Raw genomic sequence first — 15,071 nt, 5'->3', positions numbered from 1 at the left:
GTGCCCGTGTCTGACCGGCACAGGCAGTGCCTTCCTCCGAGCGGTGCTCCCGGAGTAGACCTGCACCATGCAGACACGCAAGCTCGCAGACCTCGAGGTCGGACCCGTCGGCCTCGGCACCATGGGCATGAGCGCCTTCTACACGGGCGCCGGCACCGACGACGCGGAGTCGATCCGCACCATCCACCGCGCGATCGACCTCGGCGTCACCCTGTTCGACACGGCCGAGGCGTACGGCCCCTACACGAACGAGGACCTGCTCCGCCGGGCCCTCGCCGACCGCCGCGACGACGTCGTGATCGCGACGAAGTTCGGCCTCATCACCCACACCGCCGGTGAGGAGACGCCCGCCACCGGCCGCGGCATCAGCTCCGCACCGGAGTCCGTGCGCGAGGCCCTCGAGGGGTCCCTGCGGCGCCTCGGCACCGACCACATCGACCTGTACTACCAGCACCGCGTCGACCCGGCCGTCCCGATCGAGGACGTCATCGGGCAGCTCGCCGGCTTCGTGCAGGAGGGCAAGATCCGGCACATCGGCCTGTCCGAGGCCGGACCCGAGACCATCCGGAAGGCCCACGCGGTCCACCCGATCACCGCCCTGCAGAGCGAGTACTCGCTGTGGACGCGCGACCCCGAGGGTGCGGTGCTCGACACTCTGCGCGAGCTCGGCATCGGACTGGTGCCGTACTCGCCGCTCGGCCGCGGGTTCCTGACCGGTGCGATCACGAAGCCGTCCGACCTGGACTCCGACGACTTCCGCCTGGCGAACCCGCGCTTCCAGGAAGAGGCGTTCGCGCAGAACATGCGCATCGTCGACGCCGTCAAGGCGATCGCCGCCGAGGCCGACGCGACCCCGGCCCAGGTCTCCCTCGCCTGGCTGCTCGCCCAGGGCGACGACGTCGTGCCGATCCCGGGCACGAAGCGCGTGTCGCGCCTCGAGGAGAACGTCGGTGCCGCCGACCTGACCCTCACCGCGGACCAGGTCACGCGCCTGTCGGCGCTCCCGGTCCCGACCGGCGACCGCTACCCCGACATGTCGACCATCGGTCGGTAGACGCGACCGGTTGTCGGCCTGGAGGCCCGTGGCGGATCCGCCACGGGCCTCCAGGCCGTCTCGGCGTGCGTTTCGGGCGCTGGTCCGGTGACCGACGCGACCCACGCCCGTCATCGCGGGGAAACACGGGGTGCATAGCGTCCGGAGCACAGGGAAACCACCGCTCGAAGGGGACGCCATGACGACCACGAAGACACCGCGCGCGACACCGACCGAGGACGGCGTCGACTCCGTCCCACCGCTCGCCAGGCTCCTGCCGCTCGGCCTGCAGCACGTGCTCGCGATGTACGCGGGCGCGATCGCCGTCCCGCTCATCGTCGGTGGGGCCCTCGGCTTCGACAGCGCCGACCTCGCCTTCCTCATCAGCGCCGACCTGTTCGTCGCGGGCCTCGCCACGATCGTGCAGTCCGTCGGCTTCTGGCGGTTCGGAGTCCGGCTGCCGCTCGTGCAGGGCGTCACGTTCGCCGCGGTCGGCCCGATGATCGCGATCGGCACCGAGCACGGCATCACCGCCGTCTACGGGGCGACGATCGCGTGCGGCGTCTTCATGGTGGTCGTCGCACCATGGTTCGCGCAGCTCGTCCGCTTGTTCCCACCGATCGTCACCGGCACGGTCATCCTCATCATCGGTCTGTCGCTCATGAGCGTCGCCGCCGGCTGGGTCACCGACGGCGGCAAGGACGGTGCTGCCGACCCGCTCGACGTCGCGTTCGCCGCCGGGGTCCTGCTCGCGATCGTCCTGGTCGAACGGTTCGCCCCGCGCGGTCTCGCCCGGGTCTCGGTGCTGTTCGGACTGCTGCTCGGCACGGTCGTGGCGCTGTTCGTCCCCGGCATGGTCGACGGGTCGGGCATCGGCGACGCGGGCTGGTTCGCCTTCGTCACGCCGTTCCGCTTCGGGCTGCCGACGTTCGACCTCGCCTCGATCGTGTCGATGCTCGTCGTCGGGCTCGTGATCATGACCGAGACCACCGGCGACATGATCGCGGTCGGCGAGGTCACCGGCCGCCCGGTGTCGAAGCGCACGCTCGCCGACGGTCTGCGCGCGGACGGACTCGGCACCGTCGTCGGCGGGGTGTTCAACACGTTCCCGTACACGGCGTTCGCGCAGAACGTCGGGCTCGTCGCACTGACCGGCGTGCGCTCCCGGTACGTGGCGACGGCGGCAGGCGGCATCCTCGTGGTGCTGGGCCTGGTGCCGAAGGTCGCCGCGGTGGTCGAGGCGATCCCGCACGCGGTGCTCGGGGGTGCCGGTGTCGCCCTGTTCGGCATGGTGGCGGCTTCGGGCATCAGGACGCTGTCGAAGGTGCGGTTCGACAACCGGAACGTCCTCGTGGTGGCGCTGCCGCTCGGCATCGCGCTGCTGCCGACCGTCGCCCCGGAGATCTACGGGCAGTTCCCGACCTGGTTCACGCTGGTGTTCGACTCGGGGATCTCGGCCGGCGCCGTCGCGGCGATCCTGCTCAACCTGCTGCTCGGGTCGCGTTCCGTGGCCGAGCGGTACGGCGAGGACCCGGCGGTCGGTTCGTACGACGGGGTGCGGTCGACGGCGCCGATCGCGCTGCCCGACTCGCGCGGACCGCGCGAGCCGAGCAGCGAGCCCTCGGCCTAGACGAAGGCGGGCAGGTGCTCCCACGCGCGGGGCGCCTCGGCCACGCCGTCGCGGACGACCGTCCCCTCGATCAGCCCGTAGGGACGGTCGGCCGCGATGAACACCTCGTTCTCGTTCGTCAGGTCGAACGGCGACAGGTCCACGACGAAGTGGTGCTTGTTCGGCATCGCGAACCGCACCTCGGCGAGCTCGGGCCGCAGTTCGATCGCCGCCCGGCCCATCTCCCACAGCGTCTGCTGCAGGGCGAGCGAGTGCACCGTGGCGAACTGCTCGAGCATCACGGCGACGACCTCCTCGTACAGGGCGTCGTAGTCGATCCCCGCTGCGACGGCGGACGGCAGGTACCGCCACCGCGCCGTGACCTCGGTCGCCATGATGCGGTCCGTCGTCTCCGGCAGGGTCGTGAACCGCGACCGCGGGAACCCGTGGAACTCGGACCCGGTCGACTTCAAGACGACCAGGTCCTTGACGCCGCCGGTGACGTGGCGCTCGCCGCCCTCGACGTGCACCGTCGCCAGACGGGTCCCGGTGCCGGTGCGTCGGAACGAGTGGTCGTGCGGCTGTCCGTCGACCGTGATGCGTTCCCACGGGTGCACCTCCGCCTGCCAGAGTCCGCCCTCGACCCAGTCGAACTCGCTCGTGAACTGGTCGGCGAGCAGTGCGAGGAAGTCCTCCGGGGCTCCGACGCCGTGCTCCTTCGCCAGGGCGAACACGGTGTTCTTCTGGGTGTCCGTCGCGACGATCCGGGAGTTGTCGCCGCTGGTGAACGACCCGGCGAACGCCTCGCCGATGAGCTGCGACGTCACGGTCAGGTCGGCGATCTCGTGCCGGTCGCCGTGCCGGGTCACCCGCACCAAGCGGTTCTCGGCCTTGCCGTACTTGTTCGGTCCCAGGTGGACGGTGGTCTCCGACATGGCGGTCAACTCCCTCGGTAGGTGCTGTAGGCGAAGGGGCTCAGCAGCAGCGGGACGTGCAGGTGCTCGGTTCCCGTGACGCGGAACGCCACGGTCACGAACGGGTGGAAGGTCGGCACCCCGGCAGCGGCGAAGTACGGGCCGGTGTCGAAGCGCAGTACGTGGTCGGTGCGCGCGAGCACGTCGGGGCCGAGTGCCGCACGGCCGTCGGCATCGGTCGAGCCGGTCGCGACGACGTCACCGTCGACGGTGCTGAGCGTCAGGCCGACGCCGACCGCCGGGGTGCCGGTGGTGGCGTCGAGCACGTGCGTGGTCAGGTGCGGCACGCCGAAGGTCGCACGGATGCGGTGCAGGGCGATGTCGGCCAGGGCAGCGGCGGCCTCGCGCGTCTCGACCGCCGGGTCGCCAGCGAGGCGCCGGTCGAGCTCGGCCAGCAGCTCCTCGGGGGTCCGACCGGCGGCCCGCACCAGGAACACCCGCCCGAACCGTTGCTCGTACGCGGCGTTGCCGTCGGCGATCCGGCCGGCCACCTCGTCGCCGGCGGTGCGCATCGACGACTGTTCGCGGGCCGATGAGGCATCGGTCGTCCGCTCCCCGATCCGCGGGTGCTGCGCGAGGGCGTGGTCGAGCTCCGGCCCACCCCACGACGCCGACTCGGCGCGTGCCCGGTCGAGCAGCGCCGGTACCGACCCGAAGGGGCGCGCGGCCACCAGGGCGTCGACCCACGCGGGCACGTCGGCCCATCCCCGGATCACCGCGGCAGCGTCGGGGGCGGTCGCGTCGTCGAGGTCGCCGAGGTGCATGTGCCGAGGCTACGGAACGACCGTTTCACCCGCGTTACCGGGCGGTTTCCCCCGCAACGCGACCCGCGGCCCTGAAACGGTCGCCTGTGTCGGACGGGAGGCCCGTGGCGGCCCGCACCGCGCCTCCCGTCCGCCGTCCGTCGCGTTGCGGACGCGAGACGCCAGTGGCTCAGACCTCGGCGTCTCAGACGTCGGTGGCGAAGGACGCTGCGCGCAGCTGCAGGTCCTCGATGCGCCGCAGGCGCGCGGCCTCGACGTCGTAGCCCTCGTACGCGGGCGGCGGCAGCTTCCGGACGTTCCGCGAGCACTGGAAGTCCTGGCAGACGAGCGTGCCGACGGTGTCGCCGTTCCGCCCCGCCTTGCCGGACCGCTTCGCGCTGTAGAACACGACGTCGTTCGGCAGCTTGACGTCCTGGCACCACGAGCACTGGGCGCGCGAGCGCGACGAGGCCTCGGCCTGCCGGAACACGATGCCGACGAGCGTTCCCTCGAGCGTCGGCACGACGGCGTACGCACGCCGACCGATCTTCGGGTCACGCCAGCCCAGGAAGTCGAGGGCGTCCCAGTCGATCGTCTCGAAGTCGGCGGGCAGCGTGATGTCGGTCGTCTCCTTGCGGGAGGCGTTGACGAAGGACGTGCGGAGGGTCTTCTCCGTGATGGGGAGCATGGTGCATCGCTTTCGAGCGGGCCCGGGGCGTGCGGACGCACACCGCACCGGGCGGAAGGAGGTCAGGGTTCGACGAGGGCGGCCGTGCCTGCGGGCACGACCGGGGGCCTCACGCCCTGATGCCGGCGTTACGGGCGCCGACCACCTCCTGGAAGCTCACGCGACCAGCCTACGTCGACGTGTCAAGCGCGGGGACGGCCGTCACCAGGACGAGGGCGCCCTCGTAGGTCGGCTGGATCCGCAGCGCCCCGTGCCGCCGGTCCCACTCGCCGGAGTCGAGCGCGGTACGGAGGGCGGCCACCGATCGCCGGGCGGTGAGCTCGTCGACGAAGCTCCACGCCGAGTTCGCCTTCCGGGCGCCGGGGTCGAGCAGGCGCTCCGGGCGGGCGTAGTACGCCTCGGAGAAGCCGTCGACGCACGTGAACGGGATCGGCAGCGGGGTGTTCGTGACGGTGTCGTCGCCCAGCGCGGCGGCGATGCGGTCGAGCGCCGGGTAGCGCCGGGCCTCGGTCGCCATCACCTCTGGTGCGTACTCGGCGAGCCAGAAGTCCTCGACGCGGGCCGGGTCGCACGTCAGGATCACGACCGGACCCCGGGTCACCCGGCGCAGCTCGGCCAGCCCGCGCTCGAGGTCGCCCCACTGGTGCACCGAGAACGTCGTCATCGCGGCGTCGAACGTGTCGTCGTCGAAGGGCAGGTCCTCGGCGGTGGCGTCGATCGCCATCGACAGGGTGTCCGGTCGTTGGGCACGCATCGACGCCGAGGGTTCGACAGCCGTGACGTCGCGATCGGTCGGCTCGTAGGATCCGGCACCGGCACCCACGTTGAGGACGGTGCGGGCGTCGCCGAGGGCCTTCGCGATCGCCCGGGCGAACGTCGGTTCGGGGCGCCGGTACTGCCGGTAGTCCTGGCCGATGCGGGCGTAGTCGGCGTCCCCCGCTGATCCGTCCGTCGTCCTCGTCACGGCCCCAGCCTACGAACCGTGCGCCGGGCCGACCAGCGGTTCAGTCGACCGACTCGGACTCCGACTCCGCCGCGCGCAGGGCCGCGTACTGCTCGGCCCGTTCCGTCGCGGCCCAGGTGCCGAGCAGGGCCAGCGACCGCTCGGACTCGCTGCCCGGCTCGGCCGAGTACGTGAACAGGGTCAGGCCGGGGTCGGCGACCAGGTCGAGCGCCTCGTACGCCAGGCGCAGCTCGCCGACGATCGGGTGGTCGATGCGCTTCCCGCCGGCGCGCTGCAGCCGGACGTCGTGCGCGGCCCACCAGCCGCGGAACTCCTCGCTGCGCGTGGAGAGCTCCCCGACCAGGGTGATGAGTCCGGGCTCGCACGGGTTCGACACCGCGGCTGCCCGGAGCACGGCGACGGCGTCCTTCGCGGTCTGCGCCCAGTCCGGGAAGAAGTCACGGGCCGCGGGGTCGAGGAACGTGAAGCGTGCGGTGTTCACGGGGCGCCCCGGGCCGGCGAACATGGGCGAGTACAGCGCGCGACCGAGCTCGTTCGTCGCGACGACGTCACCGCGTTCGTTCCGCACCCAGGCAGGCGCGCCGGTGATGGCGTCGAGCAGGCGCTGGACGCCGGGGCGGACCCGCGTGGGGACGGTGCGGTGCATCGTCTTGACGCCGGAGTTCGCCAGTCGGGTGAGGTCCCACAGGTGGACGCGCTCGTCCTCGTCGAGCTGCAGGGCGCTCGCGAGGCCCTCGAGCACGCTGTCCGAGACCCCCTTGAGCGATCCGCGCTCGAGCCGCGTGTAGTAGTCGACGCTCACGCCGGCGAGCATCGCGACCTCGTGCCGCCGCAGCCCGGGGACGCGTCGGACCCCGCCGCCGAACGACGGCATGCCGACCTGCTCGGGGGTGAGCCGCGCTCGCCGGGAGGACAGGAAGTCGCGGATCTCGTTGCGCACGTCGATACCCATGGGGAGAGCGTACGTGGCGGCGCTGTCCGTCCGGCAGGCACTGGCGGTACCCGCCGGGCGGACGGGAGGCCCGTGGCGGCGCCGCCACGGGCCTCCAGGTCAGCTGTGCGGAGTTCAGAGCGTGACGTCGGCCGTGATCCGGACGCGCGCCACGCGGTGACCGTCCATGGCGGTCACCTCGAGGCGGTGTCCGCCGGCGGCGACGACGTCGCCGACCTCCGGCACGCGGTCCAGGTGGACCTGGACGAGGCCGCCGACGGTCTCGTAGTCACCGTCGGGCAGCGCCGGACCGCCGTCGGCGACGAGGTCCTCGAGCACCGTGGACCCGTCCACGCCGTCGTGCTCGGCCGTGGGTTCGTCGTACTCGTCGCGGATACGGCCGACGAGGTCTTCGAGCAGCGCCTCGAGCGTGACCATGCCCGCGCTGCCGCCGTACTCGTCCACGACCAGGGCGATCTGGTGCCCGTCGGTCCGCATGTCCGCGATCGCGCTCGACAGCGACTTCGTCTCCGGCAGCGCGAGCACCGGGCGTACCAGGGTCGACACCGGTGCGGACGGGTCGCTCGGACGGAGCAGGTCGCGGAGGTGCACGAAGCCGTCGACCTCGTCGCGTCCGCCGGAGGTCACGAGGTACCGGGTGTGCCCGACCTCGATCGCGTGGTCGGTGGCCTCGGCGATGGTCAGCGCGGCGTCGATCGTGGACACGTCGTACCAGGGGCGCATCGACTCGCGCAGGATCCGGTCACCGGCGTCCAGCGCGCTCCGGGCGATCCGGCGGCCCTGCTCGTCGACGCCGGTGTGCTCGTCGACGAGGCCGCGGAGCTCCTCGGTGCTCATCGACTCACTGCGGGCGTTCGGGTCGCCACCGAGTGCGCGGACGACCAGGTTCGTCGAGGCCGACAGCACCCAGATCACCGGGCGCATCAGGGTCGCGAAGCGGTCGAGGGTCGGTGCGACGAGCATCGAGAAGCCCTCGGCCCGCTGCAGGGCGAGTCGCTTCGGCACGAGCTCGCCGAACACGAGCGACAGGTAGGCGATGACGAGGGTCATCAGCACGAGGGCGACCGTCTCGGCGGCTCCCTGGCCGAGTCCGAGCCCGGTGAACACGGGTGCGACGTCGGGCGCGATCGACGAGGCGCCGTACGCGGCGGAGAAGAACCCGGCGACGGTCACACCGATCTGCACGGCCGCGAGGAACCGGTTCGGGTCACGCCCGAGTTCGGCGACCCGCAGGCCACGGGAGCCCCGGCGCTCGAGTTGCTGCAGCTGCGACTCACGGAGCGAGACGAGTGCGATCTCGGCGGCGGCGAAGACCCCGCCGACGAGCACGAAGAGGATGACGAGCCCGAAGGCGATCCAGGTGTCGGCGCCCATCAGCGGGCAGCTTCCTCGGATCGACGACGGGCGGGCGGTCTGTGGTGATCGTCCATGCCTGTGAGTCTGCACAGGGCAGCTGGGACGTCACCCCACCAGCGCTCGACGTCTGCTGTGCGTCCGGGGTGGGTGGTGTCGAGGGCTACGTCGTCAGCGAGCGGCCGATGCGGGCTTCGAGCCACGCTTCGGGGTCGATCGGGGTCACGCCGTCCATCAGGACCTCGAGGTGCAGGTGCGCACCGGTCGAGACGCCGGAGGACCCGACGAGTCCGATGAACTCGCCGGCCTCGACCTGGTCGCCGACCTTGAGCGGCGACGACCCCGGGATCATGTGCCCGTAGAGCGTCGACACCTGGCGGCCGTCGATCTCGTGGTCGATGATCACGGCGTTGCCGTACGAGAAGTACGTGCCCGAGATCCGGACGGTGCCCGCGGCGACGGCACCGATGGCCGTGCCCATGCCGGGCGTGAAGTCGAGGCCCTGGTGCAGCGAGGAGCACGCGCCGCACGGTGCCGAGCGGTAGCCGAAGCCCGAGCTCATCTGCACCGGGCCGGGGAACGGGGAGCGGACCGCGCCGCCGTACGAGACGGCTTCGCCCGCGATGCCACTCGTGTCGGCCGTGCCGCCGGTGGTGACGATCCGGCGCGTCGTACCGCCGCCGACGGTGAACCCGTCGCGGTCGAGCCCGGTCGCGGTGACCGCCTGGGTGACCGCGTAGTCCTGAGTGCGCACGATCGGCGCGATGGTCGAGGTCGCCATCGAGGTGCCGGCGCTGGCGTGGGCGGGCATCGCCGAGGCGGCGAACATCGCGATCGCCGCAGCCGCGCTGGTCAGGGTGATCCGTCCGGCACGACCGGACCGGGAGGCCCGTGGGGCCTTCGCGACGCTCGTCACGGTGGCAGCGGGGCGGCGGACCACGCGCGTGATGCGGGTGTCGACGTGCTCGGTCGTCGCGCGGGCTGCGGTGGCGCGGCGGCCGACGGGCTTCGCGACCTTGGCGGGCTTCGCGACCTTGGCGGGCTTCTCCGGCTTGTCCGCTCGGCGCTGGGGCTTCCGGGCTGCGGCGCGCTCCGCCTCGAGGGCAGCGCGACGGGACAGGTGCACCACCGGGGTCTCCGGGTGCTGGTCGAGTTCGGGTGCAGTCGTCATGGCCGCCCACCATTCTGCACGACTCTGTCGCTTTGTACAGGCCCCACCGTGATCTTTTCGTTACCGCGGGGCTGGGAGGCACCTGATCACCGGGGGCCCCGACGTCCCCCGACCGTCCGACATCGGTAGCGTCGTGGGAAAGCGACGGAAGGACCCGCACCATGGCCCGATCGCCGCGAGAGCGGCCCGCGCAGGTCGACCTCGGCACCGCCGACGTCGTGCTCGCCGGCACTCAGGAACTCCTGCCCGTGCTCCGCGCTGCCGCGGTGCGCGCGGGCATCGACGCCGCACGCATGCGGGTCATCGGGGTCGACGACCTGCCGGACCCCGAGGAGACCTGGGACGCCGAACTCGCGGTCATCGCGATCCGGCGCCCCGGTGACGACCCCGCGTTCCACCGTGCGCAGGCGGCCGCTGAGCTCATCGACCCGCTGCTCGTGCCGCACGCCGTCCGGATCGTGGTGACGGTCTCGGGACTGACACGGCTCGCGCCCAAGGTCGAGCGCACCCTGACGTCCGAGGTGCTCCACCAGATCGACGCCGCATCGGCGCCGTCGGGGTTCGAGCGGCCGTTCCGCAGCATGCGGATGCGGCTCGGGCTCGCAGCACTCCGGGCGGCCGGCGTCCGGGTGTTCCGCGTCTCGATCGGCACCTGACCGGCCTGGCCGTCGTCAGCGGGCAGGCGCCCCGCGGAGTTCGAGGGCGATCTGCTCGGCGTCGAGGTTCTGCAGCATCGACTCGAGCACCTCGGCGTCGAAGGTGCCGTCGTCGCGGGCGTCGAGGATCGCGGCGCGTTGTGCCTCGAGCACGGCGAGCCGCCGCGCCTTCTCGCGGCCCATCCACGCGCGGAGTTCCGCCGGATCGGCTGCCTCCAGTTCCTCGCGCGTCCGGGGGCCGGCTTCGCTGGTACCGGGGACCTGCTCCGCCGCGGTCCGCATGAGTTCCAGCAACCGCCCGCGTTCCTCGGTGTCCTTCGCGGCGGTGTCCGGCACCGGTGCGGCGATCCGACGGAGCAGCGGGCCGATCGTGCTGCCCTGCACGACGAGCGAGAGCAGGGCCACCGCGAACGCGACGAACACCAGGAGCGACCGTTCCGGAGTGTCCGTCGGCAGGGTCTGCGCCGCCGCGACGGTCACCGCGCCGCGCATGCCCGCCCAGACCACCGCCGTGCCCTCGCGCCAGCCCAGCGGTGCCGTCGTGTAGTACGCGATGTCCGCCAGGGTTCGCCGGACGCGTGTCGTGAACCGGTCGAGTTCGCGCTCCGACGGCGCCCGGTTGCCCGGTCGGTGCTCGCGGATCACCTCGCTCATCGCGTCGCGGTCGCCGGCGTGCATCTCGGCGAAGCGGTCCTGCATCCGCTCACCGCGCTTGGCGGCCGCCGACAGCGCGAACAGGAGCGGCACGACGTACGCGGTCCGGACGAGCACGGTGAGCACGAGGGCGCCGACGGCGATGAGCAGCGCCGGGCCGATGCCGGAGTGGTCCTCCTGCACGTCGCGGAGGATCGTCGCGAGTTCGAGCCCCATCGTCAGGAACACCGCGCCCTCGAGCACGAGCTCGATGGTCTGCCAGTTCTGCGCGTCGGACAGTCGGTGCCCCGGCGGGAGCTTGCGCGGTCCGACGATGCCGGTGAACAGCCCCGCGACGACAGCGGCGACGAGTCCTGACCCGCCGAAGTGCTCGGTCGGTACCGCGGCGACGAACGGCACCGCGAAGGACAGCGCCGTGTTCACCGCTGCGCTCGGCACCCGGGAGCGCACGAACACGTTCAGCCAGCCGACGAACCAGCCGATGACCACCGCGATGGCCACGGCGCCCGCGAAGTCGCCGAGCGCTCCCCAGAACGAGAACGACGCGGCAGCGGCCACGATGGCCGTCCGCAGGAGCACCAGTGCGGTGGCGTCGTTGAGGAGCGATTCACCGTCGAGGATCGAGATCGCCCGGCGCGACACCGAGGTCTGCTTGACGATCGACGTCGCGACGGCGTCGGTGGGACTCACGATCGCACCGAGGGCGATCCCCCACCAGAAGCCGAGGCCCGGGACCACCCAGGCGAAGAAGAGCCCGAGCACGAGGCTGCTCGCGACGACGAGCAGCACCGACAGCCCACTGATGGCACCGAACTCGCGCCGGAAGTTCATCGACGGCATCGACACCGCCGACGAGTACAACAGCGGCGGCAGGACTCCGGCGAGGATCCACTCGGGCTCGATCTCCGCGTCCGGGATGAACGGCAGCAGGCTCGCGATGATCCCGACGACGACGAGCACGAGCGGTGCCGCGACCCCGATGCGGGGCCCGAGCACGGCGGCACCGGCGATGGCGATCAGGGCGATGACGCCCACGACGAGGAGTTCGGTCACCGGTCCAGCGTGGCACCACCGTGCGTGCGTCGTCATCCCGTGCGCGGTTGGCCGCGCGGTGCGGCGCAGTAGGCGCGCACGCGGCGGTCATCCTCGCACCGAACGGCGGAACCGGCACGGTGCGGTGGGCGCGACCGCCGGACGGACGGGAGGCTCGTGGCGGCGTGGCCGCGTGCCTCCTGTCCGCACGGTGCGTGCGTCGTCATCCCGTGCGCGGTTGGCCGCGCGGTGCGGCGCAGTAGGCGCGCACGCGGCGGTCATCCTCGCACCGAACGAAGGAACCGGCACGGTGCGGTGCGGTGGGGGCCGTCCGGGCGATCAGGTCCCGTCGGTGTCCGGGCTGTGGAGGACGCCCGCCTGCACGGACGGGTGTGGCGGGACCGTGTGGGCGACGACCGCGACGCTGCCGACGGCGAGCACGAGCGCCAGCGCCCCGGCGCTCACCGCTGTGCCGATGCGGCGGAGTCGGGAGCGTCCACCGCGGTCACGCGGGGCGAAACGGGCCAGTCCGCGGCGGGGCTCCGGCCCGACGAGCCACGGTCCGGAACCGTCGACGTCGTACGAGAACGGCCCGCTGCCGTCCGGCGCGTACCGGTACGGGCCGCTGCCGTCCGAGGCGTAGGCCGAGCGGAGGTCCTCCGCGGTCCACCCGAAGTCCTCCGGTGTCGCTCGTGTCGTCGCCATGATCGCCCTCCTGCGGCTCTGGAACTGCGGAAGACCAGTCCACCGAGCGTTCCTATGAGCCGACAGTGCGCCTCCAGGACGTCTGCCGAGTACCTGCCGGACGCAGGCCGGACCATGTATCTTGATGTCGAGACATCCCGCACCACGAGTAGCGTGGACGTACCGACGGTCGAACAAGGGAGTACCCGCCAGCATGGCCAAGATCATCTACACCCTCACGGACGAGGCGCCGTTCCTCGCCACCCACTCCTTCCTCCCGGTCATCCAGGCCTTCGCCGGCACCGCTGGTGTCGACGTCGAGACCCGCGACATCTCGCTCGCCGGCCGGATCATCGCCCAGTTCCCGGAGCGGCTCACCGACGAGCAGCGCGTGGACGATGCCCTGGCCGAGCTCGGCGAGCTCGCGAAGACCCCCGAAGCGAACATCATCAAGCTGCCGAACATCTCGGCGTCGATCCCGCAGCTCAAGGTCGCGATCAAGGAACTGCAGTCGCAGGGATACGACCTGCCGGACTACCCGGACGAGCCCACGACGGACGAGCAGCGCGACGCCCGCGCCCGCTACGGCCGCGTCCAGGGCAGCGCCGTCAACCCCGTGCTGCGCGAGGGCAACTCCGACCGCCGCGCTCCCCTGTCCGTCAAGAACTACGCCCGGAAGCACCCGCACCGCATGGGTGCGTGGAGCGGCGACTCGAAGACGAACGTCGTCACGATGGGCGTCGACGACTTCCGCTCGAACGAGAAGTCCTGGATCGCCCCCGCCGACGACGTCCTGACGATCACGTTCGTCGCCGAGGGCGGCGAGACCCAGGTCCTCAAGCAGTCGATCCCCGTCGTGCAGGGCGAGGTCGTCGACGGCACCGTGCTGCACGTCGCCGCGCTCGAGGCGTTCCTGCAGGACCAGATCCAGCGCGCCGCCGCCGAGGACATCCTGTTCTCCGTGCACCTCAAGGCGACGATGATGAAGGTCTCCGACCCGATCATCTTCGGCCACGTCATCAAGGCGTTCTTCCCGTCGGTGTTCGAGCGCTTCGGTGCCGACCTGGCCGCCGCCGGACTCACCCCGAACGACGGCCTCGGTTCGATCCTCGCGGGGCTCGACGCCCTGCCGAACGGCGCGGAGATCAAGCAGGCCTTCACCGACGGCATCGCCGCGGGCCCCGAGCTGGCGATGGTCGACTCGGACAAGGGGATCACGAACCTGCACGTCCCGAGCGACGTCATCGTGGACGCCTCGATGCCCGCGATGATCCGCACCTCCGGCCACATGTGGGGTCCGGACGGCGACGAGCACGACACCCTCGCCGTGATCCCGGACTCGAGCTACGCCGGCATCTACCAGACCGTGATCGACGACTGCCGCGTCAACGGTGCCTTCGACCCGGCGACGATGGGCTCCGTGCCCAACGTCGGGCTCATGGCGCTGAAGGCCGAGGAGTACGGCTCGCACGACAAGACCTTCGAGGTCCCGGGCGCCGGCGCCGTCCGCGTGACGAACGCCGCCGGTGACGTCGTCATCGAGCACGACGTCGAGCCCGGTGACATCTGGCGCGCCTGCCAGACCAAGGACATCGCCATCCGCGACTGGGTCAAGCTCGCCGTCACCCGTGCCCGCGCCTCGGAGACCCCGGCCGTGTTCTGGCTCGACGAGACCCGGGCGCACGACGCGAACCTGATCGGTCTGGTCCGCCAGTACCTGGGCGAGCTCGACACCGAGGGCCTGCAGATCGAGATCCTCTCGCCGGAGGACGCCATGCGTTTCTCGCTCGAGCGCATCCGCCGCGGCGAGGACACCATCTCCGTCACGGGCAACGTCCTGCGCGACTACCTGACCGACCTGTTCCCGATCATGGAGCTCGGCACCTCGGCGAAGATGCTCTCCGTCGTCCCGCTGCTCGGTGGCGGCGGCCTGTTCGAGACCGGTGCCGGCGGCTCCGCCCCGAAGCACGTCCAGCAGCTCGTGCAGCAGAACTACCTGCGCTGGGACAGCCTCGGCGAGTTCCTCGCCCTGGCGGTCAGCCTCGAGCACCTCGCCGGTGTGACGGGCAACGAGCGGGCGAAGATCCTCGGTGAGACGCTCGACCGTGCCACCGGGACCTTCCTCGAGCAGGACAAGTCCCCGGGCCGCAAGCTCGGCTCGATCGACAACCGCGGCAGCCACTTCTACCTGGCCAAGTACTGGGCGGAAGAGCTCGCAGCGCAGACGACGGACACCGAGCTCGCAGCGTCGTTCGCCGAGATCGCGGGCAAGCTCGACGCGCAGGAGCAGCAGATCGTCGAGGAGCTGAACGGCGTGCAGGGCCACCCGGCCGACATCGGCGGCTACTACCGCCCGGATGACGCCAAGACGAGCGCGGTCATGCGCCCGTCCGCCACGTTGAACGCGACGCTCGCCGCGCTCTAGACGCACGCACCTGACGGACGGGAGGCCCGGTGCCAGCTGTGAACTGGTCCCGGTTTATTGGACCGTGAAGTCAGATTAGGCCGCGAGGGCGTGAGCTCGGTATTGAACCGGGCTCATGCCCTCGAGTCGTGCC

13 protein-coding genes are annotated in these 15,071 nt (G+C 71.6%); 4 read left to right on the top strand and 9 right to left on the bottom strand.

Annotation, left to right across the window (positions count from 1 at the left end; genetic code table 11):
* Window positions 1-67: 67 nt before the first annotated feature.
* Together ACIPV1_RS17095 and ACIPV1_RS17090 are read left to right on the top strand one after the other, a co-directional pair.
* A complete protein-coding gene (locus ACIPV1_RS17095; RefSeq protein ID WP_132099189.1) occupies window positions 68-1,054 on the top strand; it encodes an aldo/keto reductase in 987 nt (328 codons plus the stop codon).
* A gap of 178 nt (window positions 1,055-1,232) precedes the next feature.
* Entirely contained in the window at window positions 1,233-2,663 is a 1,431-nt protein-coding gene (locus tag ACIPV1_RS17090; RefSeq protein ID WP_402726889.1) for a nucleobase:cation symporter-2 family protein, read from the top strand.
* Here the strand turns inward: ACIPV1_RS17090 and pucL are convergent.
* The 7 genes from pucL to ACIPV1_RS17055 all read right to left on the bottom strand — a co-directional run bounded on the left by pucL (window position 2,660) and on the right by ACIPV1_RS17055 (window position 9,487).
* A complete protein-coding gene (gene pucL / locus ACIPV1_RS17085; protein WP_134194472.1) occupies window positions 2,660-3,577 on the bottom strand; it encodes a factor-independent urate hydroxylase in 918 nt (305 codons plus the stop codon). The two genes, ACIPV1_RS17090 and pucL, sit on opposite strands and share 4 nt — an antisense overlap.
* 5 nt (window positions 3,578-3,582) lie before the next feature.
* The gene (gene uraD / locus ACIPV1_RS17080) at window positions 3,583-4,380 is read right to left on the bottom strand and encodes a 2-oxo-4-hydroxy-4-carboxy-5-ureidoimidazoline decarboxylase (protein WP_402726888.1); all 798 of its coding nucleotides are present in this window, start codon (window positions 4,378-4,380) and stop codon (window positions 3,583-3,585) included.
* 184 nt (window positions 4,381-4,564) lie between these two features.
* A complete protein-coding gene (locus ACIPV1_RS17075) occupies window positions 4,565-5,047 on the bottom strand; it encodes an FBP domain-containing protein (protein WP_402726887.1) in 483 nt (160 codons plus the stop codon).
* 169 nt (window positions 5,048-5,216) lie between these two features.
* Window positions 5,217-6,011, bottom strand: coding sequence for a class I SAM-dependent methyltransferase (locus ACIPV1_RS17070; RefSeq protein ID WP_123937055.1), 795 nt, complete (start codon window positions 6,009-6,011; stop codon window positions 5,217-5,219).
* Between the two features lie 40 nt (window positions 6,012-6,051).
* The gene (locus ACIPV1_RS17065) at window positions 6,052-6,963 is read right to left on the bottom strand and encodes a helix-turn-helix transcriptional regulator (RefSeq protein WP_111083595.1); all 912 of its coding nucleotides are present in this window, start codon (window positions 6,961-6,963) and stop codon (window positions 6,052-6,054) included.
* A gap of 114 nt (window positions 6,964-7,077) precedes the next feature.
* Window positions 7,078-8,337, bottom strand: a complete 1,260-nt coding sequence (locus ACIPV1_RS17060; protein WP_123339379.1) for a hemolysin family protein — start codon at window positions 8,335-8,337, stop codon at window positions 7,078-7,080.
* A 142-nt stretch (window positions 8,338-8,479) separates the two neighbouring features.
* On the bottom strand, window positions 8,480-9,487 hold the full coding sequence (locus ACIPV1_RS17055) for a M23 family metallopeptidase (protein WP_402726886.1): 1,008 nt from the start codon (window positions 9,485-9,487) through the stop codon (window positions 8,480-8,482).
* 161 nt (window positions 9,488-9,648) lie between these two features.
* Here ACIPV1_RS17055 and ACIPV1_RS17050 point away from each other — a divergent pair, with 161 nt between their 5' ends.
* Window positions 9,649-10,143: a hypothetical protein gene (locus tag ACIPV1_RS17050; protein ID WP_111083592.1), complete on the top strand. Its 495-nt coding sequence runs from the start codon at window positions 9,649-9,651 to the stop codon at window positions 10,141-10,143.
* A gap of 15 nt (window positions 10,144-10,158) precedes the next feature.
* Here the strand turns inward: ACIPV1_RS17050 and ACIPV1_RS17045 are convergent, their stop codons facing one another.
* Window positions 10,159-11,850, bottom strand: a complete 1,692-nt coding sequence (locus tag ACIPV1_RS17045; RefSeq protein WP_402726885.1) for a cation:proton antiporter — start codon at window positions 11,848-11,850, stop codon at window positions 10,159-10,161.
* Window positions 11,851-12,168: 318 nt separating this feature from the next.
* Window positions 12,169-12,534, bottom strand: coding sequence for a hypothetical protein (locus ACIPV1_RS17040; RefSeq protein ID WP_123937052.1), 366 nt, complete (start codon window positions 12,532-12,534; stop codon window positions 12,169-12,171).
* A 193-nt stretch (window positions 12,535-12,727) separates the two neighbouring features.
* Here ACIPV1_RS17040 and ACIPV1_RS17035 point away from each other — a divergent pair, with 193 nt between their 5' ends.
* Complete coding sequence (locus ACIPV1_RS17035) at window positions 12,728-14,938, top strand: NADP-dependent isocitrate dehydrogenase (RefSeq protein WP_123937051.1); 2,211 nt, start codon at window positions 12,728-12,730, stop codon at window positions 14,936-14,938.
* The last annotated feature ends 133 nt before the right edge of the window (window positions 14,939-15,071 follow it).

It is taken from the genome of Curtobacterium sp. NPDC089991 (assembly GCF_044748425.1).
Lineage (GTDB): Bacteria > Actinomycetota > Actinomycetes > Actinomycetales > Microbacteriaceae > Curtobacterium.
Note: the sequence above shows the minus strand (reverse complement) of the source record. Positions and strands in the feature narration are given on the sequence as shown.

Coding starts and splice junctions, on each gene's coding strand:
- ACIPV1_RS17095 (WP_132099189.1), top strand. CDS start 68: ATGCAGACACGCAAGCTCGCAGACCTCGAGGTCGGACCCGTCGGCCTC.
- pucL (WP_134194472.1), bottom strand. CDS start 3,577: ATGTCGGAGACCACCGTCCACCTGGGACCGAACAAGTACGGCAAGGCC.
- ACIPV1_RS17035 (WP_123937051.1), top strand. CDS start 12,728: ATGGCCAAGATCATCTACACCCTCACGGACGAGGCGCCGTTCCTCGCC.
- ACIPV1_RS17050 (WP_111083592.1), top strand. CDS start 9,649: ATGGCCCGATCGCCGCGAGAGCGGCCCGCGCAGGTCGACCTCGGCACC.
- ACIPV1_RS17040 (WP_123937052.1), bottom strand. CDS start 12,534: ATGGCGACGACACGAGCGACACCGGAGGACTTCGGGTGGACCGCGGAG.
- uraD (WP_402726888.1), bottom strand. CDS start 4,380: ATGCACCTCGGCGACCTCGACGACGCGACCGCCCCCGACGCTGCCGCG.
- ACIPV1_RS17090 (WP_402726889.1), top strand. CDS start 1,233: ATGACGACCACGAAGACACCGCGCGCGACACCGACCGAGGACGGCGTC.
- ACIPV1_RS17055 (WP_402726886.1), bottom strand. CDS start 9,487: ATGACGACTGCACCCGAACTCGACCAGCACCCGGAGACCCCGGTGGTG.
- ACIPV1_RS17065 (WP_111083595.1), bottom strand. CDS start 6,963: ATGGGTATCGACGTGCGCAACGAGATCCGCGACTTCCTGTCCTCCCGG.
- ACIPV1_RS17060 (WP_123339379.1), bottom strand. CDS start 8,337: ATGGGCGCCGACACCTGGATCGCCTTCGGGCTCGTCATCCTCTTCGTG.
- ACIPV1_RS17075 (WP_402726887.1), bottom strand. CDS start 5,047: ATGCTCCCCATCACGGAGAAGACCCTCCGCACGTCCTTCGTCAACGCC.